Annotated in this window: 23 protein-coding genes; 16 read left to right on the top strand and 7 right to left on the bottom strand. The window is 58.8% G+C overall.

What is annotated here, in order from left to right:
* Positions 1-12: 12 nt before the first annotated feature.
* Both ACR1XU_RS10660 and secA read right to left on the bottom strand, forming a co-directional pair.
* Positions 13-942, bottom strand: coding sequence for a hypothetical protein (locus ACR1XU_RS10660; protein ID WP_480907256.1), 930 nt, complete (start codon positions 940-942; stop codon positions 13-15).
* A 100-nt stretch (positions 943-1,042) separates the two neighbouring features.
* A complete protein-coding gene (gene secA / locus ACR1XU_RS10665) occupies positions 1,043-3,760 on the bottom strand; it encodes a preprotein translocase subunit SecA (RefSeq protein WP_480907255.1) in 2,718 nt (905 codons plus the stop codon).
* A 176-nt stretch (positions 3,761-3,936) separates the two neighbouring features.
* Between secA and ACR1XU_RS10670 the strand changes: the two genes are divergently transcribed.
* The 15 genes from ACR1XU_RS10670 to ACR1XU_RS10740 all read left to right on the top strand — a co-directional run bounded on the left by ACR1XU_RS10670 (position 3,937) and on the right by ACR1XU_RS10740 (position 19,647).
* Positions 3,937-4,785, top strand: a complete 849-nt coding sequence (locus ACR1XU_RS10670; RefSeq protein WP_480907253.1) for a peptidylprolyl isomerase — start codon at positions 3,937-3,939, stop codon at positions 4,783-4,785.
* Positions 4,786-4,790: 5 nt separating this feature from the next.
* Entirely contained in the window at positions 4,791-6,017 is a 1,227-nt protein-coding gene (gene argJ / locus ACR1XU_RS10675; protein ID WP_480907251.1) for a bifunctional glutamate N-acetyltransferase/amino-acid acetyltransferase ArgJ, read from the top strand.
* A gap of 35 nt (positions 6,018-6,052) precedes the next feature.
* Positions 6,053-6,400: a hypothetical protein gene (locus ACR1XU_RS10680; RefSeq protein ID WP_480907249.1), complete on the top strand. Its 348-nt coding sequence runs from the start codon at positions 6,053-6,055 to the stop codon at positions 6,398-6,400.
* Between the two features lie 19 nt (positions 6,401-6,419).
* Positions 6,420-6,818 (top strand): 8-oxo-dGTP diphosphatase MutT, encoded by a 399-nt coding sequence (gene mutT, locus ACR1XU_RS10685; protein WP_480907247.1) that lies wholly within the window; start codon positions 6,420-6,422, stop codon positions 6,816-6,818.
* 224 nt (positions 6,819-7,042) lie between these two features.
* Positions 7,043-8,077, top strand: a complete 1,035-nt coding sequence (locus tag ACR1XU_RS10690; RefSeq protein ID WP_480907245.1) for an NADP-dependent oxidoreductase — start codon at positions 7,043-7,045, stop codon at positions 8,075-8,077.
* A gap of 618 nt (positions 8,078-8,695) precedes the next feature.
* Complete coding sequence (locus ACR1XU_RS10695) at positions 8,696-10,639, top strand: AMP-binding protein (RefSeq protein ID WP_170613143.1); 1,944 nt, start codon at positions 8,696-8,698, stop codon at positions 10,637-10,639.
* Positions 10,640-10,717: 78 nt separating this feature from the next.
* Positions 10,718-11,536 carry an ABC transporter ATP-binding protein gene (locus ACR1XU_RS10700; RefSeq protein WP_170680230.1) on the top strand — a complete coding sequence of 273 codons (819 nt, stop codon included), beginning with the start codon at positions 10,718-10,720 and terminating at the stop codon, positions 11,534-11,536.
* 29 nt (positions 11,537-11,565) lie between these two features.
* Complete coding sequence (locus tag ACR1XU_RS10705; RefSeq protein ID WP_170612647.1) at positions 11,566-12,552, top strand: branched-chain amino acid ABC transporter permease; 987 nt, start codon at positions 11,566-11,568, stop codon at positions 12,550-12,552.
* Between the two features lie 3 nt (positions 12,553-12,555).
* A complete protein-coding gene (locus ACR1XU_RS10710; protein WP_170612645.1) occupies positions 12,556-12,813 on the top strand; it encodes a hypothetical protein in 258 nt (85 codons plus the stop codon).
* Positions 12,814-12,816: 3 nt separating this feature from the next.
* Positions 12,817-13,893: a branched-chain amino acid ABC transporter permease gene (locus ACR1XU_RS10715; protein WP_170612643.1), complete on the top strand. Its 1,077-nt coding sequence runs from the start codon at positions 12,817-12,819 to the stop codon at positions 13,891-13,893.
* Between the two features lie 74 nt (positions 13,894-13,967).
* Positions 13,968-15,251 carry an ABC transporter substrate-binding protein gene (locus ACR1XU_RS10720; protein WP_480906737.1) on the top strand — a complete coding sequence of 428 codons (1,284 nt, stop codon included), beginning with the start codon at positions 13,968-13,970 and terminating at the stop codon, positions 15,249-15,251.
* A gap of 113 nt (positions 15,252-15,364) precedes the next feature.
* Complete coding sequence (locus ACR1XU_RS10725) at positions 15,365-16,198, top strand: ABC transporter ATP-binding protein (protein WP_170612639.1); 834 nt, start codon at positions 15,365-15,367, stop codon at positions 16,196-16,198.
* Between the two features lie 19 nt (positions 16,199-16,217).
* On the top strand, positions 16,218-17,435 hold the full coding sequence (locus ACR1XU_RS10730) for a phenylacetate--CoA ligase family protein (RefSeq protein WP_480906734.1): 1,218 nt from the start codon (positions 16,218-16,220) through the stop codon (positions 17,433-17,435).
* Positions 17,436-17,556: 121 nt separating this feature from the next.
* Positions 17,557-19,221 (top strand): ABC transporter permease, encoded by a 1,665-nt coding sequence (locus ACR1XU_RS10735; protein ID WP_170807162.1) that lies wholly within the window; start codon positions 17,557-17,559, stop codon positions 19,219-19,221.
* A gap of 75 nt (positions 19,222-19,296) precedes the next feature.
* A complete protein-coding gene (locus tag ACR1XU_RS10740; RefSeq protein WP_170824992.1) occupies positions 19,297-19,647 on the top strand; it encodes a DUF2794 domain-containing protein in 351 nt (116 codons plus the stop codon).
* Here ACR1XU_RS10740 and ACR1XU_RS10745 read toward each other — a convergent pair.
* The 3 genes from ACR1XU_RS10745 to ACR1XU_RS10755 all read right to left on the bottom strand — a co-directional run bounded on the left by ACR1XU_RS10745 (position 19,644) and on the right by ACR1XU_RS10755 (position 22,213).
* Positions 19,644-20,381 (bottom strand): C40 family peptidase, encoded by a 738-nt coding sequence (locus ACR1XU_RS10745; protein ID WP_170824993.1) that lies wholly within the window; start codon positions 20,379-20,381, stop codon positions 19,644-19,646. The two genes, ACR1XU_RS10740 and ACR1XU_RS10745, sit on opposite strands and share 4 nt — an antisense overlap.
* The gene (locus ACR1XU_RS10750; RefSeq protein WP_480906729.1) at positions 20,378-21,760 is read right to left on the bottom strand and encodes a leucyl aminopeptidase family protein; all 1,383 of its coding nucleotides are present in this window, start codon (positions 21,758-21,760) and stop codon (positions 20,378-20,380) included. The genes ACR1XU_RS10745 and ACR1XU_RS10750 overlap by 4 nt, the downstream gene beginning before the upstream one ends.
* A 63-nt stretch (positions 21,761-21,823) precedes the next feature.
* On the bottom strand, positions 21,824-22,213 hold the full coding sequence (locus tag ACR1XU_RS10755; protein WP_170613141.1) for a hypothetical protein: 390 nt from the start codon (positions 22,211-22,213) through the stop codon (positions 21,824-21,826).
* Between the two features lie 204 nt (positions 22,214-22,417).
* On the opposite strand from ACR1XU_RS10755, the gene ACR1XU_RS10760 reads away from it, so the two are divergent.
* Complete coding sequence (locus tag ACR1XU_RS10760; RefSeq protein ID WP_480906726.1) at positions 22,418-22,954, top strand: SRPBCC family protein; 537 nt, start codon at positions 22,418-22,420, stop codon at positions 22,952-22,954.
* 39 nt (positions 22,955-22,993) lie between these two features.
* Here ACR1XU_RS10760 and ACR1XU_RS10765 read toward each other — a convergent pair whose 3' ends face one another.
* Both ACR1XU_RS10765 and ACR1XU_RS10770 read right to left on the bottom strand, forming a co-directional pair.
* The gene (locus ACR1XU_RS10765) at positions 22,994-23,911 is read right to left on the bottom strand and encodes an endonuclease/exonuclease/phosphatase family protein (protein ID WP_480440935.1); all 918 of its coding nucleotides are present in this window, start codon (positions 23,909-23,911) and stop codon (positions 22,994-22,996) included.
* 171 nt (positions 23,912-24,082) lie between these two features.
* Positions 24,083-25,105 carry an aspartate-semialdehyde dehydrogenase gene (locus ACR1XU_RS10770; RefSeq protein WP_170612623.1) on the bottom strand — a complete coding sequence of 341 codons (1,023 nt, stop codon included), beginning with the start codon at positions 25,103-25,105 and terminating at the stop codon, positions 24,083-24,085.
* Positions 25,106-25,147: the final 42 nt, after the last annotated feature.

Below are 25,147 nucleotides of genomic sequence, written 5' to 3' on the forward strand. Positions count from 1 at the left end.
CCTGCCTGCGGTTTACTTTGCCGCGATTGTCAGGTCTTGGAACAGATTATTCAACACCAGAAACTCTCCGACCTGCGAACAGTCGGGCAGGTTCAGCACCAGATCGCGTGAGCGCAGGCGGCGGTCGGCGCGCAGTTCCAGCGACTGTACGCTCAGATCCGAGCCGCAATTGGCCTTGGTCACGTCAGCCTCGACCGTCAGGCCGATGGCACCCGATTGCGCAGACTGGCCGGAAGGGAAGGAATAAATCTCGATATTCTGCGCGGTGCCAAGACCCGGCTGGCCCATATGGACAACTTCGCCGAGACCCGTTGCCGAGCTGTCCGCCCAAACATGCCCGTCACCGCCATAACTGGCACCAAACTCCAGCGCGTGAATCTGCAGATCGGTCGTGCCCTTCCATTGCAGCGCGACGCGGTCGTACTGGCTGATATCCGGCACATGTGTTGTCGCCACCGTGCCTTTTTGATCGTCGAAGGAAATCAGAAATATCGCGTATTCCGACAGCACCGGCATCGTCAGATCCAAGGTGCCGTTTTCATCCGTCTGTTGAGAAACGGCCAGCCCGCTGTGATGAACCTCGATCCGTTGGTTGGCGTGGCAGGGGGCCTTGACGATCAACCTTGCCGCGGCACCGGGCACTGCGGTGGCGCGCGCGCTCAGGTTGCAGTCGGTCATTACTTCGGGGCCGGTTTGGCCGGGTTGCAGGCTGCGTTGCGAGGGTGCCGGAGCAGAAAGTGACGCGGTGCTTGCAGAAGACGAGGTAAGCGCGAACTGCTCGAGCCCGGCCAGCCCAACAGGCTGTCCTGCGGCAGAAGCCACAGAGATACCGGCCTGACTTCCATCAGGTTGCGCGGCAGATCCATTCTGCATCAGGTAACCGATGGCGAGCGCGCAGACGACAGTGCCACCCATGGTCACGTAGTTTCTTACAACGAACAAGACACCCTCCCCAGTTGAAGGAGCGAGTCACACTTTCCCGGTCAATCGCGGCCAATTTGTGACCGCGACGCGAAGTCATTGTGTTCGAATTTAGGTGACGTTAGGTCAGCCTGCCGTGACAGTGTTTGAACTTCTTTCCGGATCCACAGGGGCAGCGGTCGTTGCGCGACGGGTTACCCCAGGTTGCCGGATCGCTTTCGTCAAATCCGGGCCGGGCATCACCCGAGGCGTCGGCTTCTGCGACTGCTTCGGCCTGACCGGCGGCCTGTTCGACCGCCTGTTGCGCCTGAGCCTGCTGCGCCGCCATCTGGGCCAGCATCTCACGCTGCTCTTCCTCGGTCAGCGGGCGAACGCGCGACAATTGCTGGGTCACGGTTTCGCGCAGGCTGTCCAGCATCCCTTCGAACAGCTGGAAGCTTTCGTTCTTGTACTCGTTCAGCGGATCGCGCTGAGCATAGCTGCGGTAGCCCACGACCGAGCGCAGATGTTCCAGCGTCACCAGATGCTCGCGCCACTTGCCGTCGATGGTCTGCAGCAGCACCTGCTTTTCGATGTTGCGCATGTTCTCGGGGCCAAACGCGGCGGCCTTCTGGGCCATCATCTCGTCTGCGGCTTTGATCAGGCGCTCGCGCACCTGCTCGTCATCTACGCCTTCCTCGGCGGCCCAGTCCTGAACCGGGGCGTCGATGGTCAGCTTGTCCTTGATCGCCTCGTGCAGACCGTCGGTGTCCCACTGGTCGGCATAGGTTTTCGGCGGCATGTATTCGTCGATCAGATCGTCGATCACCTGTTCGCGCATGTCCGACACGATTTCCGACAGGTCACTGGTCGACATGATCTCGCGCCGCTGGTTGAAGATCACCCTGCGCTGGTCGTTCATTACGTCGTCGAACTTCAGAACGTTCTTGCGCATGTCAAAGTTACGGCCTTCGACCTTGGATTGCGCACGTTCCAGCGACTTGTTCACCCATGGGTGGATGATCGCCTCGCCTTCTTTCATACCCAGCGTTGTCAGCACCTTGTCCAGCCGTTCCGAGCCGAAGATGCGCATCAGATCGTCTTCGAGGCTCAGGTAGAACACGGTGCGGCCCGGGTCGCCCTGGCGGCCCGAACGGCCACGCAACTGGTTGTCGATGCGGCGGCTTTCATGCCGTTCCGAGGCCATGACATACAGGCCACCGGCCTCAAGCACTTTCTGTTTTTCCTCGGCGTGACGCGCCTCTTCCGCCGCGCGCAGTTCAGCGGGGTCCGCTTCGGGGTTCTCGGCAAGTGCCTGCAGAACCTTCATTTCCACGTTGCCGCCCAATTGGATGTCGGTACCGCGTCCGGCCATGTTGGTGGCGATGGTCACCGCGCCCAGACGACCCGCTTCAGCGACGATTTGCGCTTCCTGCTCGTGCTGGCGGGCATTCAGCACGTTGTGCTGAATGCCTTCCTTGGTCAGCATCTGGCTCAGCACCTCTGATTTTTCAATCGAGGTGGTGCCCAGCAAAACCGGCTGGCCCTTCTCGACCGCCTTTTTGGTTTCCTTGATCATCGCGCCGTATTTCTCGGGGGCGGTGCGATAGACCTGATCGTCTTCGTCCAGACGGGCGATCGGCTTGTTGGTTGGAACTTCGACCACACCCAGCCCATAGATCTCGGCAAATTCCTCGGCTTCGGTCAGCGCGGTACCGGTCATGCCGCCCAGCTTGTCATAAAGACGGAAGTAATTCTGGAACGTCACGCTGGCCAGGGTCACGTTCTCGGGCTGAATCTGCACGCCTTCCTTGGCTTCGATGGCCTGATGCAGGCCTTCGGACAACCGGCGGCCCGGCATCATCCGGCCCGTAAATTCGTCGATCAGTACCACATTGCCGTCGCGGACGATGTAGTCCTTGTCGCGCTGAAACAGCTTGTGCGCGCGCAGGCCCTGGTTGACGTGGTGCACCACGGTCGTGCTTTCGGGGTCGTACAGCGAATGACCTTCGGGGATCAGGTCGTTTGCCAGCAACTGCTGCTCAAGATACTCGTTGCCTTCATCGGTAAAGGTGACCGTGCGCGACTTTTCGTCCAGCGAATAGTGATCGTCCTGCAGCAACGGGATCAGCGTATCGATGGCGGTATACAAGTCCGACCGGTCCTGCGATGGACCCGAGATGATCAGCGGTGTCCGCGCCTCGTCGATCAGGATCGAGTCGACCTCGTCCACGATCGCGAAATTGTGGTGCTTCTGATAGACGTCGTTCAGGTCCGCCCTCATGTTGTCGCGCAGGTAGTCGAAGCCCAGCTCATTGTTGGTGGCATAGGTGATGTCGCAGGCATAGGCCGCCTTTTTCTCTTCGTCCGGCTGACCGGACCAGATCACACCGGTCGTCATGCCTACGGCCGAGAAAACCTTGCCCATCCATTCCGCGTCGCGCTTGGCCAGGTATTCGTTCACCGTGACCACGTGCACACCTTTGCCGGTCAGCGCGTTCAGATAGGCCGGGAGGGTGGCGACCAGCGTCTTTCCCTCACCCGTTTTCATTTCCGAGATGTTGCCCTGATGCAGGAACGCGCCGCCCATCAGCTGCACGTCAAAGGCGCGCAGGCCCAGCGCCCGCTTAGCACCCTCGCGCACGTTGGCAAAGGCTTCGGGCAGCAAGGCATCCAAGCTCTCGCCATCCAGCGTGCGTTGGCGCAGCTCTTTGGTCTTCTCGATCAGACCCTCATCCGACAGTTTCTCAAACTCCGGCTCCAGCGCGTTGATCTTTTCGACCAGCGGGCGGGTCGCCTTGATCTTGCGGTCGTTCGGTGTTCCGAACACCTTTTTGGCAAGCGTTCCGAGTCCCAGCATGTTCACTCCAGCGGATCTGTTCTTGTCTTGGTTGCGACAGGCTTGCCCACCTTGCGCGCAACCCATAGATACGGGGGGTGAAAGGCGGCCCTGTCCAAGGCTTCAAAGCGATGTAAGCGGCAGGTTCCAGAGTGTCAACGCTGCGCCCTGTCGCGGCATGGAAATAGGATAATTCAATGCCCAAAGGCCTCACTTTTCTGCCATCGCTGGCCCTGACCGCCGTGATGGCCCTGCCACTGGCCGCCCAGACCCAGCCGGATGCGACCACTGTGGTTGCGCGCGTCAACGGGGACGAGATCACTTTGGGTCACGTGATCGCCACCGCCGCAAGCTTGCCGCAGCAATACCAGCAGATGGAAGACCAGTTCCTCTTTGACTTCATTGTCGAGCAGCTGGTCCAGCAGCAATTGCTCAGCCAGGAACAGGAAGGCCTTTCCACCTACAACGCCCTGACACTCAAGAACGAGGAACGTTCGCTGAGGGCCGTGCAGACGGTTGCCGAAATCACCGGCGGTCTGGTGACGGACGAGTCGATTCAGGCCGCCTATGACGCACAGATCGCCGAGTTTGAAGGCGAGGACGAGTACGAGGCCAGCCACATTCTGGTGGAAACCGAGGATGAGGCCAAGGAGATCAAGACCCAGCTGGACGGTGGCGCGGATTTCGCGGAGCTCGCCAGGGAAAAGTCCACCGGCCCGTCAGGCCCCAATGGCGGCGTGCTGGGTTGGTTCGGCAAGGGCCGCATGGTGCCCGAGTTTGAGGCCGCCGTGCTGGAGCTGGAAGTAGGCCAGATCTCGGATCCTGTGCAGACCCAGTTCGGCTGGCACGTGATCATCCTGAACGATCAGCGCAAGTCCGAGGCCCCCGAACTTGCCGATGTTCGCAATGAACTGGCCCAATCCATCCAGCAGGAAGCCATTCAGGCCCGTATCGACGAACTGACCCAGAAAGCCCAGATCGAGCGTCCGGCGCTGGAAGGTGCCGGTCCGGAAATCATGCGGCAGCTGGATCTGATTCAGGAGTAAGCCCCTTGGCCAATATCACTAAAGTGTCGCCGCTGGCACCTGCGGCCTTCCCCGACCTTCCGGCCATCGATGGCGTGCGTTTCGCGACGGTTGAGGCCGGCGTGCGCTATCAGGGCCGTACCGATGTCATGCTGGCAGTGCTGGATCCGGGCACATCCGTGGCCGGAGTATTCACCCGCTCGGCGACCCGCGCGGCCCCGGTGCTGGATTGTCAGGACAAGATTGGCGGATCCAGCGAAGGACCGGCAGCGATCGTTGTGAACTCGGGCAATGCCAACGCCTTCACCGGCCATTATGGCCAGACCTCGGTGGCAGAAGTGACCCAGGCCGTCTCCAAGGCCACCGGCGTTCCGGTCGAACGGGTCTTTACCTCATCAACCGGCGTGATTGGTGAACCGCTGCCGCATGAACGCATCGTGGCCCAGCTTGAGACGCTGAAGGCGGGGCTCAGCCGTCATGCGATCGAGGATGCCGCCCGCGCCATCATGACCACCGACACATTCCCGAAAGGAGCCTCAGCGGAGGTTCAGATCGATGGTAAAACAGTCTCTATTGCAGGGATTGCCAAGGGCTCCGGCATGATCGCGCCGGACATGGCGACGATGCTGGTCTACATCTTCACGGATGCCCGGGTCGAGCAATCGGCACTGCAGGCGATGCTGCGCGCGCACACGGACCGGACGTTCAACTGCATTACCGTGGACAGCGACACCTCGACCTCGGACAGCCTGTTGCTGTGCGCGACCGGCGCATCGGGTGTGGACGCCACCGGCAATGCGGCGTTTGCCGAGGCGTTGGAAACCGTGATGCTGGACCTTGCGCAGCAAGTTGTGCGCGACGGGGAAGGCGCCACGAAATTCGTGGAAATTCGCGTGACTGGTGCGGCCTCGGATGCGGATGCCAAGGTGCATGGGCTGGCGATCGCCAACTCTCCACTGATCAAGACGGCCATCGCGGGCGAAGACCCCAACTGGGGTCGGGTGGTCATGGCGATCGGTAAATCGGGAGCTGCAGCCGACCGCGATCTGCTGAGCATTTCGTTCGGTGACATTCTGGTGGCCGAAAAGGGTTGGGTCAGCCCTGATTATCGTGACGAAGATGCCGCAGAATACATGAAGGGTCAGAACCTGATGATCACTGTTGATCTTGGTTTGGGGGACGGAGAATCCACTGTCTGGACCTGCGACCTGACCCACGGTTACATCGAAATCAACGCGGATTACCGGTCGTGAAATCGGAGCAATTCCGGCAGAAATGGAAAACTTGAATGCGCTATTTTTTAGCTCTATTGGCCGGCGTGGCAGCATCACCCGCTCATGCGCAGAACGTCTACCTGAAATGTACTTGGGACTATAAATCTTCCTTTGAAATTGTTGTAGACAGCGAAACTATGGTGGCCTCGGTAGATGGCGGTATTCGTGAATATGACGTCATTAAGGTTTCTAAAGAAGCAGTCTGGTTAGCGGAGCAACAAGCCTACAATCCGAGCAAGCTAACGCTTCAGATGATACCACGTAATACTTCTGAACCAGTTCGAGTGCAGATGCTGACCATGAATTCTGACAAGAGTTTTTCACAATCAAACTCTGGTAGATGCATTGAAAACCCACACTAATTCGTCTTGGTAAGTGATTATGAAAACAATCCTGGTATCCGCCGTCGCCCTGATCGATATCGAAGGCCGGGTGCTTTTGGCGCAGCGCCCGGAGGGTAAATCCATGGCTGGCCTGTGGGAGTTCCCCGGTGGCAAGATCGAACCCGGCGAAACGCCCGAGGCCGCGCTGGTCCGCGAATTGCACGAGGAACTGGGCATCGATACCTGGGCCTCTTGCCTCGCCCCGCTAACCTTCGCCAGCCACAGCTATGACGATTTCCACTTGCTGATGCCACTGTTTGCTTGTCGCAAGTGGGAGGGCATCCCGCAGTCGAAAGAAGGGCAGGCGTTGAAATGGGTCCGCGCGAATGATTTGCGCAGCTACCCGATGCCTGCGGCGGATGTGCCGCTGATCCCGATCCTGCGGGATTGGTTGTAGAGTGGAATGCATAAGACAGTTAGAGTGATCAGCCTGGACGCCGGGTATGCGGACCCAGAGACGGCTTGGAGCGCACTGCCGATGTTCGGAACACGGCCAAAAGCCAATGTCGCATTGATCGGACCCGAGTTTTCCCGCAAAGAGCATGTTTCACGCCACGCGCCTTCTGCACCGGCCCATAACGTGGCAATGTCTTTATGGTTCGGCAACAGAAGGAGGCCAAAATGGCACAGACATCGGATATCAACCGTCAAATTGTTCTCGCCGAGCGACCAAAAGGTCAACCAGACGACAGCACACTGAAATTGCAGACAACCGATGTGCCAGTGCCCGGCGAAGGCGAAATGCTGGTGCGTACGGTTTACCTGTCCTTGGACCCCTACATGCGGGGGCGCATGAACGATGCCAAGTCCTACGCCGAGCCTGTGGCGATCGGAGAAGTCATGACTGCCCAGGTCGTTGGGCAGGTGGTGACTTCCAATCTCGAGGGCTACGAAGAAGGCGACTTCGTGCTTTCCGGCAGTGGCTGGCAAGACTATGCGATCTCCGACGGAGTTCAGGTGATAAACCTGGGTAAGAACCCGCAGAACCCATCCTGGGCTTTGGGTATTCTTGGGATGCCTGGCTACACCGCCTATGCAGGACTTTTTAAAATTGGAGAGCCAAAACCGGGCGAAACCGTCGTTGTGGCAGCGGCAGCTGGGCCGGTCGGGGCAACAGTCGGGCAAATCGCAAAGCTGAAAGGATGCCGGGTCGTTGGTATTGCCGGAGGGCCCGAGAAATGCGCTCACGTGGTCGAAACCCTCGGGTTTGATGCCTGCATTGATCACCGGTCGGATGATTTGGCCACCGAATTGCGCGAAGCATGTCCGAACGGGATTGACGTGTATTTCGAAAACGTTGGGGGCAAAGTGCTTTACGCGGTTTTGCCGCTGCTTAACCCTTTTGCTCGTATCCCCGTGTGTGGCGTGGTGGCTTGGTATAATTTGCCTGGTCTTCCAAAGGGACCAGATATGGGACCGGCCATCATGGGCACCATACTGCGTATGAAGGTTAAGATGCAGGGCTTTATCATCTACGACAGTTTTCCACTGTCGCTGTACGAAGAGTTTGCTCGGGACATGAACGCTTGGCTTCAAGATGGGTCCGTCAAATACAAAGAGCACATGGTGGAAGGGCTCGAAAACGCTCCTGCGGCCTTTAACCAGCTATTGATTGGCGGAAACTTTGGAAAGATGGTGGTCAAAGTCGGGTCGTAGGCACCCGACTATTTCAATCGGAGCTGCCTTTTGCCGAAAGATGCTTCCACAGAAGTTATTGGGCTCAGTTGGCGGCGGGGGGTTATTGTCTTCATCCGCGACGATCCTAAGCATCAGTTTTCAAACGGCTTTGAACCTTGGCTAGCTGCGGCCATTCACTCGTGACCGCAGCCTAGAAACTGGGGCTGGCAATTCATCCAGATTAAGCTTCCTGTGCAAATTGGGCTACCGAGCAATCACTGTTGGTCATAGTTCGCAATACTTGCGCAGTTTCTGTTCCGGGACCGTTCAAATCACCCGCGCACCCCGCCTCCAGCCCGCAGCAATGCCAGTGACCATTTGAAGAACGGGCCGTCCTTTCTCCGCCTCGCTTTTGCCGGAAGCACTCTTTCTGTAAGTGCGCGCTTTGTACAAATCAGAAGATCACCACTCTACCCCTGTTACAATTCGTAAGAATTGAGAAAACATCAGGAAAAAGTTGACGCTGATTGTGCCACTGTCCCAAATCGGGGCATTGGCGTTCGGACCCTGTTCCGGACCCGCCATTTCCGCCCCCGGGGAGAGGGGTCGGATGGGGAGGAGAAAAGATTGGCTCAGACGCAGTCGGGCGCCGAAGGGATGCAGTCTCTTCCGGCGCTGTTACACCGCAATGTGACCCGGTTCGGGGATGCCCCGGCCTATCGGGAAAAAGAATTCGGGATCTGGCAATGCTGGACCTGGGCGGAAGCGGCCCGGGAAATCCGCGCCATCGCGCTGGGTTTTCTGGAGCTTGGCGTCGAGAAGGGCGACCACATCGCGGTGATCGGCCGCAACCGCCCGGCGCATTACTGGTCCATGGTCGCGGCCCAGATGGTGGGCGCGGTTCCGGTGCCTCTCTATCAGGATTCGGTCGCCGAAGAGATGGCCTATGTTCTCGAGCATTGCGGCGCGAAATACGTCGTCTGCGGTGATCAGGAGCAAGTCGACAAGGTCATCGAAATCCAGGAAAAAATGGATCAGGTCAAACACATCCTCTATACCGACAAGCGGGGGATGCGGAAATACGACCACAGTCAGATGAACGCTTTGGCCGATATCATGGCCGAGGGCAGCGCCGGCCATGCGCGGTTCGATGAGGAGTTGGACAAGCGCATCTCCGAGATCACCTATGACGACACATGTGTGATGCTTTACACCTCGGGCACCACGGGCAAGCCCAAGGGCGTGGTGCTGTCGAACCGCAACGTGATCGAAAGCGCCAAGAACTCGGCCGATTTCGATCATCTGACACGGAACGAAGACATTTTGTCGTATCTGCCGATGGCGTGGGTGGGGGATTTCATCTTTTCGATCGGTCAGGCCTATTGGTGCGGCTTCTGCGTGAACTGCCCCGAAAGCGCTGACACGATGATGACGGACCTGCGCGAGATCGGACCGACCTATTTCTTTGCCCCGCCGCGCGTGTTCGAGACCCAGCTGACCAACGTGATGATCCGGATGGAGGATGCGAGCAAACTGAAGCAGCGCATGTTCCACCACTTCATGGCGCATGCCAAGAAGGTCGGAGGCCTGCTGCTAGACGGCAAGCCGGTGGGTTTCGGCGACCGGATGAAATACGCGCTGGGCAATCTGCTGGTGTATGGTCCGCTGAAGGACACGCTTGGTTACGGTCGCTTTCGCGTCGGCTACACGGCGGGTGAGGCAATCGGGCCGGAGATTTTCGATTTCTACCGCTCGTTGGGCATCAACCTGAAACAGCTTTACGGCCAGACCGAAGCGACGGTCTTTATCACCGTTCAGCCGGATGGAGAGGTTCGGGCCGACACTGTTGGCGTCCCTGCGCCGGATGTCGAACTGAAGATCGACGACAAGGGCGAGATTCACTACCGTTCGCCCGGAGTGTTCGTCGAGTATTACAACAACCCGGAATCGACGGCATCGACCAAGGATGCCGAAGGTTGGGTGGCGACCGGGGATGCTGGCTTTATCGAGGAAAGCAGCGGCCATCTGCGGATCATCGACCGCGCCAAGGATGTGGGCAAAATGGCCGACGGGTCCATGTTCGCGCCGAAATATGTCGAAAACAAACTGAAGTTCTTTCCTGACATTCTTGAAGTTGTCCTGTTCGGCAACGGCAAGGATCGCTGCGTGGCCTTCATCAATATCGACCTGACTGCTGTCGGCAACTGGGCCGAACGCAACAATGTGGCCTATGCGTCTTATCAGGAACTGGCGGCGCATCCCCGTGTGTTAGAGACGATTCGCGGTCATGTGGAAGAGGTCAACAAGTCCGTAGCCGCTGATGAGATGCTGTCGGGCTGCCAGGTGCATCGCTTTGTGGTTCTGCACAAGGAACTGGATGCAGATGACGGTGAGATGACCCGGACCCGCAAGGTGCGGCGCGGCTTCGTCGAAGAGAAGTTCCACGACATCATCCAGGCACTTTATGATGGGTCCGAGAGCATTTCGACGACCACGGAAGTGACCTATGAGGATGGCCGCAAAGGCGCGATCAGCGCGACCTTGAAGATTGTCGATGCGCCGGTCGTGCCCGTCGCGCAGCACAAGGTGGCGGCAGAATGAGGGCCGGTCGTACGCCGCTCGACCTGCGGTCATCGCCCCGCCCGCCGTCCCGTTTTTCCAAACGTCAGGGAGCGACTGATGCTGGATAATTCCGAAGGATATGTCACCGAAGACGGCCGCAAGATCGGCGGTGTGGTGATGGAAATGAAGAACATCACCCTGCGTTTTGGTGGCGTCGTGGCGATCAAGGATATCTCGTTTGACATCCGCGAAGGTGAAATTCGCGCGATCATCGGCCCGAACGGGGCCGGTAAATCCTCGATGCTGAACGTGATTTCCGGGTTCTATGTTCCGCAGGAGGGTGAGGTCTGGTTCCACGGATCGAAACGCCCGGCGATGCGCCCCTACGAAGTGGCGCGTCAAGGCATTGCGCGCACGTTCCAGAACATCGCCCTGTTCGAGGGGATGAGCGTTCTGGATAACGTGATGACCGGCCGCCTGAACTTCATGAAGACCAACGTCCTGCAGCAGGCGTTCTGGAAGGGTAAGGCCGAGGCGGAAGAGGTCGAGAACCGCGAGGCGGTCGAGAAGATCATCGACTTTCTTGAAATTCAGCACATCCGAAAGACGCCTGTGGCGCGCTTGCCATACGGGTTGAAAAAACGCGTCGAGCTGGCCCGTGCGCTGGCTGCGGAGCCCAAGCTGTTGCTGCTGGATGAACCGATGGCGGGCATGAATGTCGAAGAGAAAGAGGACATGAGCCGCTTTATCCTCGACGTGAATGACGAATTCGGCACCACGATTGCCCTGATCGAACACGACATGGGCGTTGTGATGGACCTGAGCGACCGGGTGGTCGTGATGGATTACGGCAAAAAGATCGGCGACGGCACACCCGACGAGGTGCGCAACAATCAGGAAGTCATCGACGCCTATCTGGGGGTCAGCCATGACTGAAGCCTTGGCAGAATTGGGGAGGGGCTGACATGCCTGAACAACTCGTATTTGCGATGGAGGTCATCCTCAACGGTCTGATGGCCGGGGTGCTTTATGCACTGGTCGCGCTGGGCTTTGTGCTGATCTACAAGGCGTCCGGGATTTTCAATTACGCGCAAGGGGTTATGGCCCTGTTTGCGGCGATGACACTGGTCGGGATCATGAACGGTCAGGTGCCCTTTGCGCATCTGATCAACGCGATCTTCGGCACCCATGTCCACTATTTCGGCTGGAACGTGCCCGCGTTGCTGGCGATCATTCTGACAATGGCGGTGATGGTCTTGCTGGCCTGGGCGGTGCAGCGGTTCGTCATGCGCCATCTGGTCGGGCAGGAGCCAATCATTCTGTTCATGGCGACCATCGGTCTGGCCTATTTCCTTGAAGGCGTGGCCGACCTGATGTGGGGGTCCGAGATCAAGACACTGGATGTTGGCCTGCCGCAGGGTATCAACCTGTGGATTGACGAGACGACGTTCAACATCTTTGATTACGGCTTCTTCATCGACAATCTGGATATCGTGGCGACAGTCATTGCGGCGCTGCTGGTGGCGGCGCTGGTGGCCTTCAGCCAGTACACCAAGCAGGGTCGGGCCATGCGTGCCGTTGCGGATGATCACCAGGCCGCGCTGTCGGTCGGCATTTCGCTGAACTTCATCTGGGTCATGGTCTGGTCGGTGGCCGGATTCGTGGCACTGGTCGCAGGGATCATGTGGGGCACCAAGTCCGGCGTGCAGTTCTCATTGTCGCTGATCGCGCTCAAGGCGCTGCCGGTGTTGATGCTGGGCGGGTTCACCTCGATCCCCGGTGCGATCGTGGGCGGGCTGATCATCGGTGTGGGAGAGAAGCTGTTCGAATTCGCGATCGGCCCGATGGTGGGCGGCGCGACCGAAAACTGGTTCGCCTATGTTCTGGCGCTGATCTTCCTCGTGTTCCGGCCTCAGGGTCTGTTCGGTGAGAAGATCATCGAAAGGGTTTAGGTCGTGCAGAAGCTGATCGCCATCATTAACGTCATCGCCTGGGCCGGGTTCTGGGCCTTCGGCTACATCGCGATCACAGCCGAGGGGCTGACAGACGGCCAGTTGATGATCGCTGCGATCCTGGCGTTTGCCGGTCTGGTGACAGGCGTGCTGGCCTATATGAAACTGGTGCGCAACACCGAGCAGAGCGGTTACGCCAAGTCTTCAAAACAATTGGACGCTGCGACCCGGAACCGGGCGCAGGAAGAATGGGGAAAGTAAGACATGTTCTATCGTGAAGCCGGGGACTTCAAAGTCTCGTACGTGGATGACAGCCAGACTTTCCCGATCAAGTTTGATCGGTACCGCTACTACGTGGTGCTGGCGGTGGCGTTTGGGATCATTCCGTTCATCATCAACGATTATTGGGCCAACGCGCTGCTGTTGCCGTTCCTGATCTACGCAATTGCGGCCATCGGGCTGAACATTCTGGTGGGCTATTGCGGGCAGGTATCGCTGGGGACCGGCGGGTTCATGGCTGTGGGCGCATATGCCTGCTACAAGCTGATGACGGCCTTTCCCGATGTCAGCATGTTCATCCATGTCCTGCTTGCCGGAGGCATTACGGCCATCGTGGGTGTGCTGTTCGGTCTGCCTTCGCTGCGGATCAAAGGGTTCTATCTGGCGGTGGCCACGCTGGCGGCGCAGTTCTTTCTGGTCTGGCTGTTCAACCGGGTGCCGTGGTTCTACAACTATTCCGCTTCGGGTCAGATCAATGCGCCCGAACGTGATGTGTTCGGCATCATCATCACGGGGCCGAATGCTCCGGCCTGGGCGACCTATCTGTTCTGCCTGATCTTCCTGACGGTCAGCGCGCTGATTGCCCGCAACCTGACGCGCGGCACCACCGGGCGCACATGGATGGCGATCCGCGACATGGACATCGCAGCCGAGATCATCGGGGTGAACCCGCTGAAAGCCAAGATCAGCGCCTTCGCCGTCAGTTCGTTCTTTGTGGGCATCGCTGGTGCGCTGTTCTTTGCGGTCTATCTGGGCGCGGTCGAAGTGGGCGAGGTGTTCGGCATCCAGAAGTCGTTCCTGGTGCTGTTCATGGTGATTATCGGCGGATTAGGCTCTATTTTCGGATCCTTTGCCGGGGCTGCGTTTCTTGTGCTGTTGCCGGTGGTTCTGAAGGTTGTCGGGGTCGACGTTTTGGGCTGGCCCACCGATATCGTGGCGCATCTTCAGCTTGTGATCGTCGGTGCGCTGATCATCATGTTCCTGATCCTGGAACCACACGGGCTGGCGCAGCTGTGGCGCGTGGCCAAGGAAAAGCTCAGACTCTGGCCGTTCCCGCACTAAACGGAACCGGCCCAATCATAAGACGGGTGCAAAGCCCGAAACCGCATCGGAATAACCAAGGGAGGAAACACCCGATGAACAAGAAACTGGCAACTATGGCGCTGGGCGCTCTGATGGCCGCAGGGCCCGCTTTGGCGGATCTTGTGATCCCGGACCTCAGCTATCGCACAGGGCCTTATGCTGCGGGCGGTATTCCGTTCTCGGACGGCTACAACGACTATTTCACTCTGTTGAATGAGAGGGATGGCGGTATCGGCGGTGTTCCCGTTCGTGTTGTCGAATGCGAGACCGGCTACAACACCGAAAAAGGTGTGGAATGCTATGAATCGACCAAGGGCGAGGGCGCGCTGATCTATCAACCGCTGTCGACCGGCATCACCTATCAGCTCATCCCGAAAGTGACGGCCGATGACATCCCGCTTCACACCATGGGATATGGCCGGACTTCGGCCCGCAACGGCAAGGTGTTCAGCCATGTCTTCAACTATCCCGCCAATTACTGGGACGGTGCCTCGGGCGCGGTGAACTATCTGCTGGAAGAAAATGGCGGTGATCTGAGCGGCAAGAAAATCGCGCTGGTCTATCACAACTCGGCCTACGGCAAAGAGCCGATCCGCACGCTGGAAGAGCTGTCCAAGAAGCACGGTTTTGAACTGTCCACGCTGCCGGTCGATCACCCCGGTCAGGAGCAAAAGTCGCAATGGCTGCAAATCCGCCGCGAAAAGCCGGACTACGTTCTGATGTGGGGCTGGGGCGTGATGAACCAGGTCGCAATCCAGGAAGCCGCGAACATCCGTTTCCCGATGGAAAACTTCATCGGCGTCTGGTGGTCGGGTGCGCAGCATGACGTGCTGCCCGCAGGTGACAAGGCGAACGGGTACAAGGCCGTCACCTTCCACGCGGTCGGTAATGACTTCCCCGTATTCGATGACATCAAAACTCATGTTGTCGATGCCGGTAAGGCCGCAGGCGCAGGCGATCAGGTCGGTACCGTTCTGTACAACCGCGGTCTCTATTCCGCGATGCTGGCCGCCGAGGCGATCAAAGACGCGCAAGAGGCCAACGGAACCGGCGACGTCACACCGGGCATGGTGCGTGACGCGATGGAGAACCTCAATATCACCGAAGAGCGTATGGCCGCACTGGGCATGCCGAACTTTGGCCCAACCTTCCAGGTGTCGTGTGACAACCATGGTGGCCCTGGCCTGATCGGTGTGTCCCAATGGGATGCCGGCACCAAGACCTGGAGTCTGATTTCCGACTTCAAGCCAACCGATGGCGAAGTGATCGGCGCGCTGGTTGCGGAAGATTCGAACGCGTACGCAGCTGAAAACAACGTCGCAGCCCGCTGCGAATAAGAAAAGGGCCCGCGCCCCGGAGCGATCCGGGGCCGCCAAACAATCGGAGCGGCAGCGCGCCTGCCGCTCCTGATGAACCGCCCCGGATGGGGCAGGCATGAGGAAACACGCTGATGCTGGATGCGGCACAAACCACTGACGTGCAGGCGGAAACCCTGCTGGAAGTCAACAATATCGAGGTGATCTACAACCATGTGATCCTCGTGCTGAAAGGCGTCAGCCTGACTGTGCCCAAGGGCGGCATCACGGCCTTGCTGGGCGGCAATGGTGCAGGCAAGACGACGACGCTCAAGGCGGTGTCGAACCTGCTGCATTCCGAACGGGGCGAGGTGACCAAAGGTTCCATCAAATATCGCGGAACCAGTGTTCACGAAAGCGATCCGGCCGATCTAGTGCAGAAAGGCGTGATCCAGGTGATGGAGGGTCGCCATTGCTTCGAACACCTGACGGTCGAGGAAAACCTGCTGACCGGTGCCTATACCCGCAAGGATGGCAAGGCCGCGATTCAGCAGGACCTTGAGCTGGTCTACACATATTTCCCCCGCCTCAAGGAACGCCGCCGAAGCCAGGCCGGTTATACCTCGGGTGGCGAGCAGCAGATGGTTGCGATGGGACGGGCGCTGATGTCCCGGCCCGAGACAATCCTGCTGGACGAACCGTCGATGGGATTGGCGCCGCAGCTGGTCGAAGAGATTTTCGGCATTGTGAAGGATCTGAACGAGAAAGAAGGCGTGTCCTTCCTGCTGGCCGAACAGAACACCAACGTAGCGCTTAGGTTTGCGCATTACGGATACATTCTGGAATCGGGTCGCGTCGTGATGGACGGCCCCGCCGCAGAATTGCGCGAAAACCCGGACGTAAAGGAATTCTATCTCGGCATGTCGGATGAAGGCCGCAAGAGCTTTCGGGACGTGCGCTCTTATCGCCGCCGCAAGCGGTGGCTGTGAGCGGATGGAGGATTTGGCGATGACTTACTTCGATGCACTCGAAACCCGCTCGGCCGATCAGCGTTTGTCTGATCAGACCCAGGCATTGCGCGCGCAATTGCAGCGGGCGAAATCGGCACCGGGATTTTCGGCTCATTTCGCGGATGCGGATGTCGACGCGGTTACCTCGATCGAGGATCTGGCGAAACTGCCGGTTTTGCGGAAGTCCGACCTGACACAGGGGCAGGCCGCACGTGCGCCATTTGGTGGGTTTACGGTAAAACCGGCGCGTCATTTCCACCATGTGTTTCAATCACCGGGTCCGATATACGAACCGGGCAGCACGGATCACGACTGGTGGCGCATGGGCCGGTTTCTGCACGCCGCCGGAGTCGGGCCCGGAGACATCGTGCAGAACTGTTTTGGGTATCATCTGACACCAGCCGGAATGATCTTTGAGAACGGCGCGCGGGCCGTCGGCGCTGCCGTGTTGCCAGCAGGCACCGGCCAGACCGAGCTTCAGGTCACTGCTGCCCGTGATATCGGATGCACCGCATATGCGGGAACGCCCGATTACCTGAAAGTGATCCTGGATAAGGCTGACGAGATGGGCGTATCGCTGAATTTCTCGAAGGCGGTTGTGGGCGGGGGTGCGCTGTTTCCCTCATTGCGGCAGGACTATGCCGACCGGGGTATTTCCTGCCTGCAATGCTATGCCACGGCGGATTTGGGCAACATCGCCTATGAAAGTGCCGCGATGGAAGGGATGATCATCGACGAATATGTCATCGTCGAGATCGTCACCCCCGGCACCGGAATTCCGGTTGCACCCGGCGAGGTTGGTGAGGTTGTGGTCACGACCTTCAACCCGGATTACCCGCTGATCCGCTTTGCCACCGGTGACTTGTCGGCCATGATGCCGGGCCAGTCCCCTTGCGGGCGGACAAATACCCGCATTAAGGGCTGGATGGGCCGCGCCGATCAGACCACCAAGATCAAGGGCATGTTCGTGCGTCCGGAACAGGTTGCGGCGCTGGTGGACAAGCACGAGGAAATCGTCAAAGCGCGCGTGATTGCAGCCCGCCAGGGCGAGATGGACATGATGACGGTTCAGATCGAAAGCCCCTGCGAAAACGACGCGGCCTATGCCAAATCGGTCGTCGAGGTCCTGAAGCTGAAGGGCGCGGTCGAGGTGGTGGCACCCGGCTCGCTTCCCAAGGATGGGCTGGTGATCGAGGATCAGCGCGTCTACGAATGACGCATCGGAACAGTCTGCGGCAGTAAGTGCCGCAGAATTGTTGCCCCGCCTACTGGCTTTTCCGAGCGTTTTGGTCAATGAAAGACCAAACCTGCGCATTTGCCACTCGTTAGCCGGGACAATGGCCGAAATAGAGTATTCAGAACACGGATCCCGCAACCGCGGCGTATTGGGCACCAGGCTTGTTGGCGGGGTCGCTCTTTTTGTGGCTGCGGCCTGTCTGCTGCCGATGGTGGCGGTTGTCCTGGCGGCCGCAACCGGCGGTACGGCCACGATCTCGCATCTGATGTCCACGGTTCTGCCCGGATACGCGCTGACCACGGCGGTTCTGGTGGTCCTGGTTTCGGCGGGGACCTTTTCGATCGGTGTCGGTGCCGCGTGGCTTGTGACCATGACACGCTTTCCCGGTGTGCGACTTCTCGAGATCGCTCTGGTTCTGCCCCTGGCCTTTCCGGCCTATGTTCTGGCTTATGCATACACCTTCATCCTGGATCACCCCGGCATTGTTCAAACCAACCTGCGGCAGATAACGGGTTGGGGGCCACGAGACTACTGGTTCCCCGAAATCCGCTCGACCGAAGGCGCGGCGGTCATGCTGATTCTGGTACTGTATCCCTATGTATATCTGCTGGCGCGCGCGGCGTTCATACAGCAAAGCGGTTCAGCCTTTCTGGCGGCCCGGGCTTTGGGCAACAGCCCCTGGATGGCATTCTGGCGCGTGTCCCTGCCGATGGCGCGCCCGGCGATTGCTGGCGGTGTTCTGCTGGCAGTGATGGAGACCATCGCCGATTTTGGAACAGTCGCCTATTTCGGCGTTCAGACTTTTGCCACCGGGATCTATACAAGCTGGTTTTCCATAGGCGACCGCGCCGCTGCCGCTCAACTGGCCCTGTGCCTGCTAGGGTTCGCGCTGCTGATGGCCGTGGCCGAACGGACCCAGCGCGGCAAAGCCAAATACTATCAGGCCGGTAAAAGCCACGCCGCGCTGCCAACAGCACATTTGAAAGGCTGGCAGTCGGTCGGGGCATTTGTTCTGTGCATCATACCGGTCGTCCTGGGTTTCCTTCTGCCGGTGATCATACTGGTGCAGATGGGGATGACCTCAGAACAGAACCTTCTGTCGCGGCGCTATATCGGGTTCATCCAGAACTCGCTGACTTTGGCCGGTGTTGCCGCAGTGGTGACCGTGTTCGCTGCCATTTGCGTGGGCTTTTATCAGCGCCTGAGACCGGGGCGCGTCTCGTCAGCGGCGGCTTATCTGGCGCGGCTGGGATACGCGGTTCCGGGCGGTGTCATTGCGGTCGGTCTGATCGTGCCCTTTGCCGGGTTCGACAACGCGCTGGACGCATGGATGCGCAAGACCTTCGATATTTCGACCGGGTTGCTGATCACCGGTTCGATCTGGTTGCTGGTCGCGGCGTATATGGTGCGGTTTCTGGCCGCCGCGCTCAGCGCCTATGAAGGCGGACAAAGCACGGTTCACGCAAATATGGATGCCGCGTCGCGGTCTTTGGGCCAGACGCCGCTGGCGACGCTGCGGCGGGTGCACCTGCCGATTCTGACGCCATCGCTGCTGACCGCGCTGCTGATCGTGTTTGTCGATGTCATGAAGGAACTGCCCGCGACGCTGATCATGCGGCCCTTCAACTTCGACACGCTGGCAGTGCAGGCTTACAGATTGGCGTCTGATGAGCGGCTGGAAGGGGCCGCCGTACCCTCGCTTGTGATACTGGCTGTTGGATTGTTGCCCGTGATCCTGATCTGCCGGCAGGTTGGCCGCAGGTAACAGGTTCAAGGCAAAATGAACCAGCGTGTCTGCCTCGGGGTTGATTAAAACAGAATTTCCGGCAAGGCTGAGAGTATGAACATGCAGCCACCCAGCGGGTTTTCTGCCAGCCCGGCTCAGATGCCAGTCGCTTTTGACCGGCGCGAGATGACCCAGATCCTGTCTGTTTATGGCCGAATGGTCGCCGCCGGAGAATGGCGCGACTATGGCATTTCAAATCTTCGGGATACGGCAGTTTTTTCGATCTTCCGACGCACGGCCGAGCATCCGATTTATCGGGTGGAAAAACATCCCCGCCTTCGGCAGCGACAAGGAATGTACTCGGTCATTGGCATGGACGGTCGCATTCTGAAACGCGGCCATGACCTGCGCACCGTGCTGCGCGTGCTTGAGCGGAAGCTGATCCGGGCGGTTGACCTGGATTAGAGCCTTTTATGTGACGTAACCGGCCCGTCGCCCTGTTCCCGGATACGGGCAATGGCCCGATCCATCGGTTCATATACGACCGCCATATCGTGGGCGTTGGCGTGCAGCAGCATGTCGTCGCCGCTGACCCAGGCCACATGTCCTTTCCAGAATAACAGATCGCCCCGTTTTGCGGGTGCATCCTGCGGCACCAGGTGTCCCAACGCCCTTTCCTGATCGCCACTGTCACCGGGGCAGGCAATGCCACAGGCCAGCAACCCGGCCTGAACAAGACCCGAGCAATCCAGGCCAAACCGGCTGTTGCCACCCCAAAGATAGGGCGTGCCCAAAAACAGTTCGGCTACGGCAACCGGGTCATTCACTGTGTCGGAAATCGTGGTGGTGTGGGTCGACGGAATGAACCCCAGCTCGGTCTCAAGAAACCCGTTTTGCTTGGAAAGAGCCTGAACCTTGCTGCCAAAACTCAGCGATGCCCGATCCGCGCTTTTGATGTCCGCCCACACATAGGTATGAGTCGACGGGGCCGTGATCCAGTGGGTCGGTGACGCCTCGGGCCCCAAACGGTCTGTCGCAACCCAGCCCTGATATCCGTCCTTGTCCGAAGTGACGCGGCTCCACCCTTCCCGGTTTTCACGGACCTCAACCGTATCACCAAACAGCAATTGACGGTCGCGCGGTCCGTCCGGTTGGCGCAGAAGGTCGACGACCGGTTCGATGACTCGAAGACGGCTCATAGGTCCAACAACTCCGGCAACGCGGCCAGCAAGGCCCGAGGGCCTTGTCCAAGGCCACCTTTGCTGCGTCCCGGCTCCTTGGCGCGTTGCCATGAATAGATGTCAAAATGCATGTAGCGACTTTGGCCTGCAAAGCGTCGCAGAAACAAGGCCGCAGTGATCGAACCTGCGAACCCGCCCGATGGGGCATTGTCCAGATCTGCTATGCCGGGTTCGATCAAGGCTTCATAAGGTTCGTGGAACGGCATCCTCCAGACGGGATCCGCCGCTAACCGCGCCGCGCCGGTCAGGATTTCCGCCGCTCCATCGTCATCGGTGTAGAATGGAGCCAGATCCGCTCCGACCGCAACGCGCGCCGCGCCGGTGAGCGTGGCCATCGAGATCAGCAGGTCCGGCTGCCCCTCATCCGCCAATGCCAGGGCATCGGCCAGAACCAGCCGTCCCTCTGCATCGGTGTTGTTGATCTCGACGGTCAACCCCTTGCGCGAGGTCAGGATGTCGCCGGGACGGAATGCACTACCCGAAACCGCGTTTTCCACGGCAGGGATCAAGACCCGAAGCTGTAGCGGAAGGTTTAGGGACATGATCATGCGGGCCAGACCCAGCACATTGGCCGCCCCGCCCATATCCTTTTTCATCAGTCCCATCGCCGCCGCCGGTTTCAGATCCAGCCCACCGGTATCGAAACAGACACCTTTGCCCACCAGCGTCAGTTTGGGGCCGCTGGTGCCCCAGTTCACTTCGATCAGCCGAGGTTCCTGCGCGGCGGCACGACCGACAGCGTGGATCATTGGAAAGTTGTTTTCCAGCAGAGCGTTGCCTGCGATCACGTTGCAAGAGGCCCCGAATTCCTGCGCGAGCGTTTCCGCGGCGGCCTGCAACTGATCCGGCCCCATGTCGGACGCGGGCGTATTGACAAGATCTCGGATCAGCGCCTCGGCGGTGGCGATCGCTTCAATCCGCGCGCTGTTCAACCCGTCGGGTGCAACCAACCTGGCACCAACAGGAGACTGGCTGGCGTAGCGATCAAAAGTGTATCCGGTCAAAAGCCAGCCAAGGCTTTCTGTGTCCAGCGCATCCTCGGGAACACCTGACGCAATGCGGTAGTTGCCTTGGGGAAACGCTTCGGCCGCGGCCGCCAGAGGAAAACGTTTGCGCGCCCGCGTGGCGCCCGTTCCGTATCCCGCAACCGCGCAGCCCGGCACACCATCAGTGTCCGGTATCAACAGGGCCTGTCCCAAAGCACCGGTGAAACCGTTGACGGCAATCCATGATTGCACTTTCGCGCTCTGGTTTTTAAGCCAGTCCTCCAGCCGGGATTGTTCGATCACATGAAGCGGCAAGGACGGTTCAGAGGCAGGTGCAAAGGACAGGGTCATAGGGTTCTCGGCTGGCTCGGTTCGCGCCCAGACTAGCTACCGGACGCGCGCCTGCAACCCCCGTCAAACGGAAAGATCCTGCTGATCCCAAATTGCCGTCAGCGATCGCTCGCCCACACGGATCAGACGGCACAGCGTCGCCCCCGAGGCCACCGCGTCCCCGGCATCCACTGTCCGGGCCACATCGCTTGCCACATGGGCCAGCGCCGTCATTCCGATCTGATCGGCAATCGCCACCAGTGATCTGGCGCATTTGCGCAGATCGGCCCAGTTGCGTTGCCGCCAGAAACGTTCGCAGTTCGAAAGCCGCACGGCCAGTTCTTCAACGGTTCGGCACATGACATCCAGCGCGTTCTTGTCACCAAGTTGACGGCACAAGCCGCCGATGCGATCCGGATCCAGCCGCACGGATTCTGTGTGCTCCAGCGTGATTACATTATCCACCACGTTCACCCCTATGTTCATGCCCACACGGCACGGGCAGAGAATGCGCCCCATAATCTTTGCAAAACCTTGCATTGGGTCGGGAAAGTTCTTCGAATTTATGTTGAATTCCGTTTGCGTGGCGCGGCAAAGTCAAGCTGGCGCGGCTCTGGTCCAATCTGGCGCCGCCGGTTTTTGAACATGAGATTATTCTGCTTGGAATCGGAGACAGCCATGCGATGGATAAAACGAGTTCTTCTGATTTTACTTGTATTGATACTGGTTCTGGTGGGCGCGTCCTATCTGCTGCCCGGTAAGGCCGAAGTCTCGCGAAGCGTCACCATCAACGCGCCGGCTGCTGCCATCTTTCCTTTTGTGAACTCGATGCAGGCGACCGAGAAATGGTCGCCATGGCTGTCGCGCGATCCGGAAACCAAACTGGCCTACAGCGGCCCAGAAGCCGGCGTCGGGAATACCCTTAACTGGAGCTCTGAGCATCCTCAGGTCGGATCGGGATCACAAGAAATCATCGAAAGCGTTGAAAACCAGTTCGTCAGAACCGCGCTGGATTTCGGATCCATGGGGACGGCAAGTGCGTCGTTTACTCTGCAGCCCGAAGGCGATCAGACCGAGATTACGTGGGGCTTTGAAAGTGATCTTGGTATGAACCCCATGTCGCGCTGGATGGGGCTCATGATGGATGAATGGGTCGGCGGCGATTACGAGCGCGGGCTTTCCAACCTCAAAGAACTGGTCGAATCCGGCCAGTAAGGCACAAACAGGCTCTAAAAAAGCTGAAAATATGAGTTCTCATGGCAGGCTGATGCGGGCCCTGATTCCCATATGGTCGGATCCCATGAACGGTCGCAGTTCCGCCGTGCCCGTCGTGCCATTGGGCACCAAAAGGTTGTCGATCGGCATCGGCATCATCCAGTTGCCAAGAATGTGCGTGTTCATAACTGCGCCAAACACGTGATTGCCGGCAGCCATACCGATACGGCGCACGCTGCTGCCCCAATGGGCCATGTTGAAGTCCCCGGCGATCAGAACAGGGCCGTCCAGTTGTTCGATTTGGTGGGCGATCTTTTTGCTCTGTTCGAACTGGCCATAAGGGTAGGGCCAGTTGAGGTGAACGGAGACAACCCAAACCGGCTGACCACCCGGACCGATGACCTGAAGACCCACCAGTCCAAGCCCCTGTAGGCAAAATTCTGAATCCTCAACAATGGCCAGTCTGGTCAGTATCGCAACGTTCTGCTCGGGCCTGAACTCACATATTGCCGATGTCGGGTAATTCCCGAACAGGTTTTCCATATATTGCCGGTTGTGGCTGGAAACTTCCTGAAGTGTCACGATGTCCGCGTCCGAATAAAGGATGTCGTCGGCAAGGGAATACCGGGGCCATGCCACAGACATCAGGTTCTTTTGATACAAGGTCACACAAGGATCATCGCATTCGTCTGATACAGGTACGAGCCCGGCGGCAACAGACCCCACCGCAATCACTGCGAAAACAAGGGAGGCCAACGCGAAACCCCTGGCACGCACGGCCATGAGGATCGCGGCAAAGACGATCAGCAGCACGCCAATCTGGGGTCTCATCAGGGCGACCGAGTCACCGGGTGCAAAATACCGTCCGGTGAATCCAAAGATCACCAAACCCATGAGAAGCGTTGCACAACCCAGAATAGCGGATCGGGCAAACCTGTTGTTGTTCAGGAAACGCACGTTCTGCCTCAATCGAAATGCTCAGGGCAAACACTGTGCATTTTGTGGTGTATACGTCCAGTTGAAACTGGTGTGAGGGTCTCGAACGTCCGGCCTATCACCGGGCCGGGGCCGCGAAAAAAGGGCCACTTCATGTGAAGCGGCCCCTTCGTACATTCGGATGGGAAGAATTCAGCCCTTTTTCAGAACCTCACGGCCCAGCAGCTCGGCAATCTGAACGGCGTTCAGGGCCGCACCCTTGCGCAGGTTGTCCGACACACACCACAGGTTCAGACCGTTTTCGACGGTCGAGTCCTGACGGATGCGGCTGATGAAAGTGGCGAAATCACCGACGCATTCAATGGGCGAGACGTAGCCACCCGCCTCACGCTTGTCGATCACCATGATGCCGGGTGCCTCGCGCAGGATGTCGCGGGCTTCGTCTTCGTCGAGGAATTCCTCGAACTCGATATTCACCGCCTCGGAATGGCCGACAAAGACCGGAACACGAACGCAAGTGGCCGTGACCTTGATCGACGGATCGACGATCTTCTTGGTTTCGACAACCATCTTCCACTCTTCCTTGGTCGAGCCGTCTTCCATGAAAACGTCGATCTGCGGAATGACGTTGAAAGCGATCTGCTTCTGGAACTTCTTCGGCTCAACCTCGTTGATCGGGTTGTACACGGCCTTGGTCTGATCCCACAGCTCGTCCATGCCTTCCTTGCCTGCGCCCGAAACCGACTGATAAGTCGACACGACAACGCGCTTGATCTTGGCGCGGTCATGCAGCGGTTTCAGCGCCACAACCATCTGCGCGGTCGAGCAGTTGGGGTTGGCGATGATGTTCTTGTTCTTGTAGTCGTGGATCGCCTGCGGGTTACATTCCGGCACGATCAGCGGAATGTCAGGGTCATAGCGATACAGCGACGAGTTATCGATCACCACGCAGCCGGCAGCCGCGGCTTTGGGCGCATAGTCCTTGGTTGCCGCTGAACCCACGGCAAACAGCGCGATGTCCCAACCGCTGAAATCGAATGTATCCAGATCCTTGGTCGTCAATGTCTTGTCGCCAAAGCTGACCTCGGTGCCCAGCGAACGGCGGCTTGCCAGCGCGGCAAGTTCGTCCACGGGGAACTGGCGTTCAGCCAGGATGTTCAGCATTTCGCGGCCCACATTGCCTGTGGCGCCAACGACGACGACGCGATAGCCCATATCATGTCTCCTGAAGTCTAAGGACGCGCGTTCATAGCCGCG

It is taken from the genome of Ruegeria sp. D1(2025) (genome assembly GCF_056536425.1).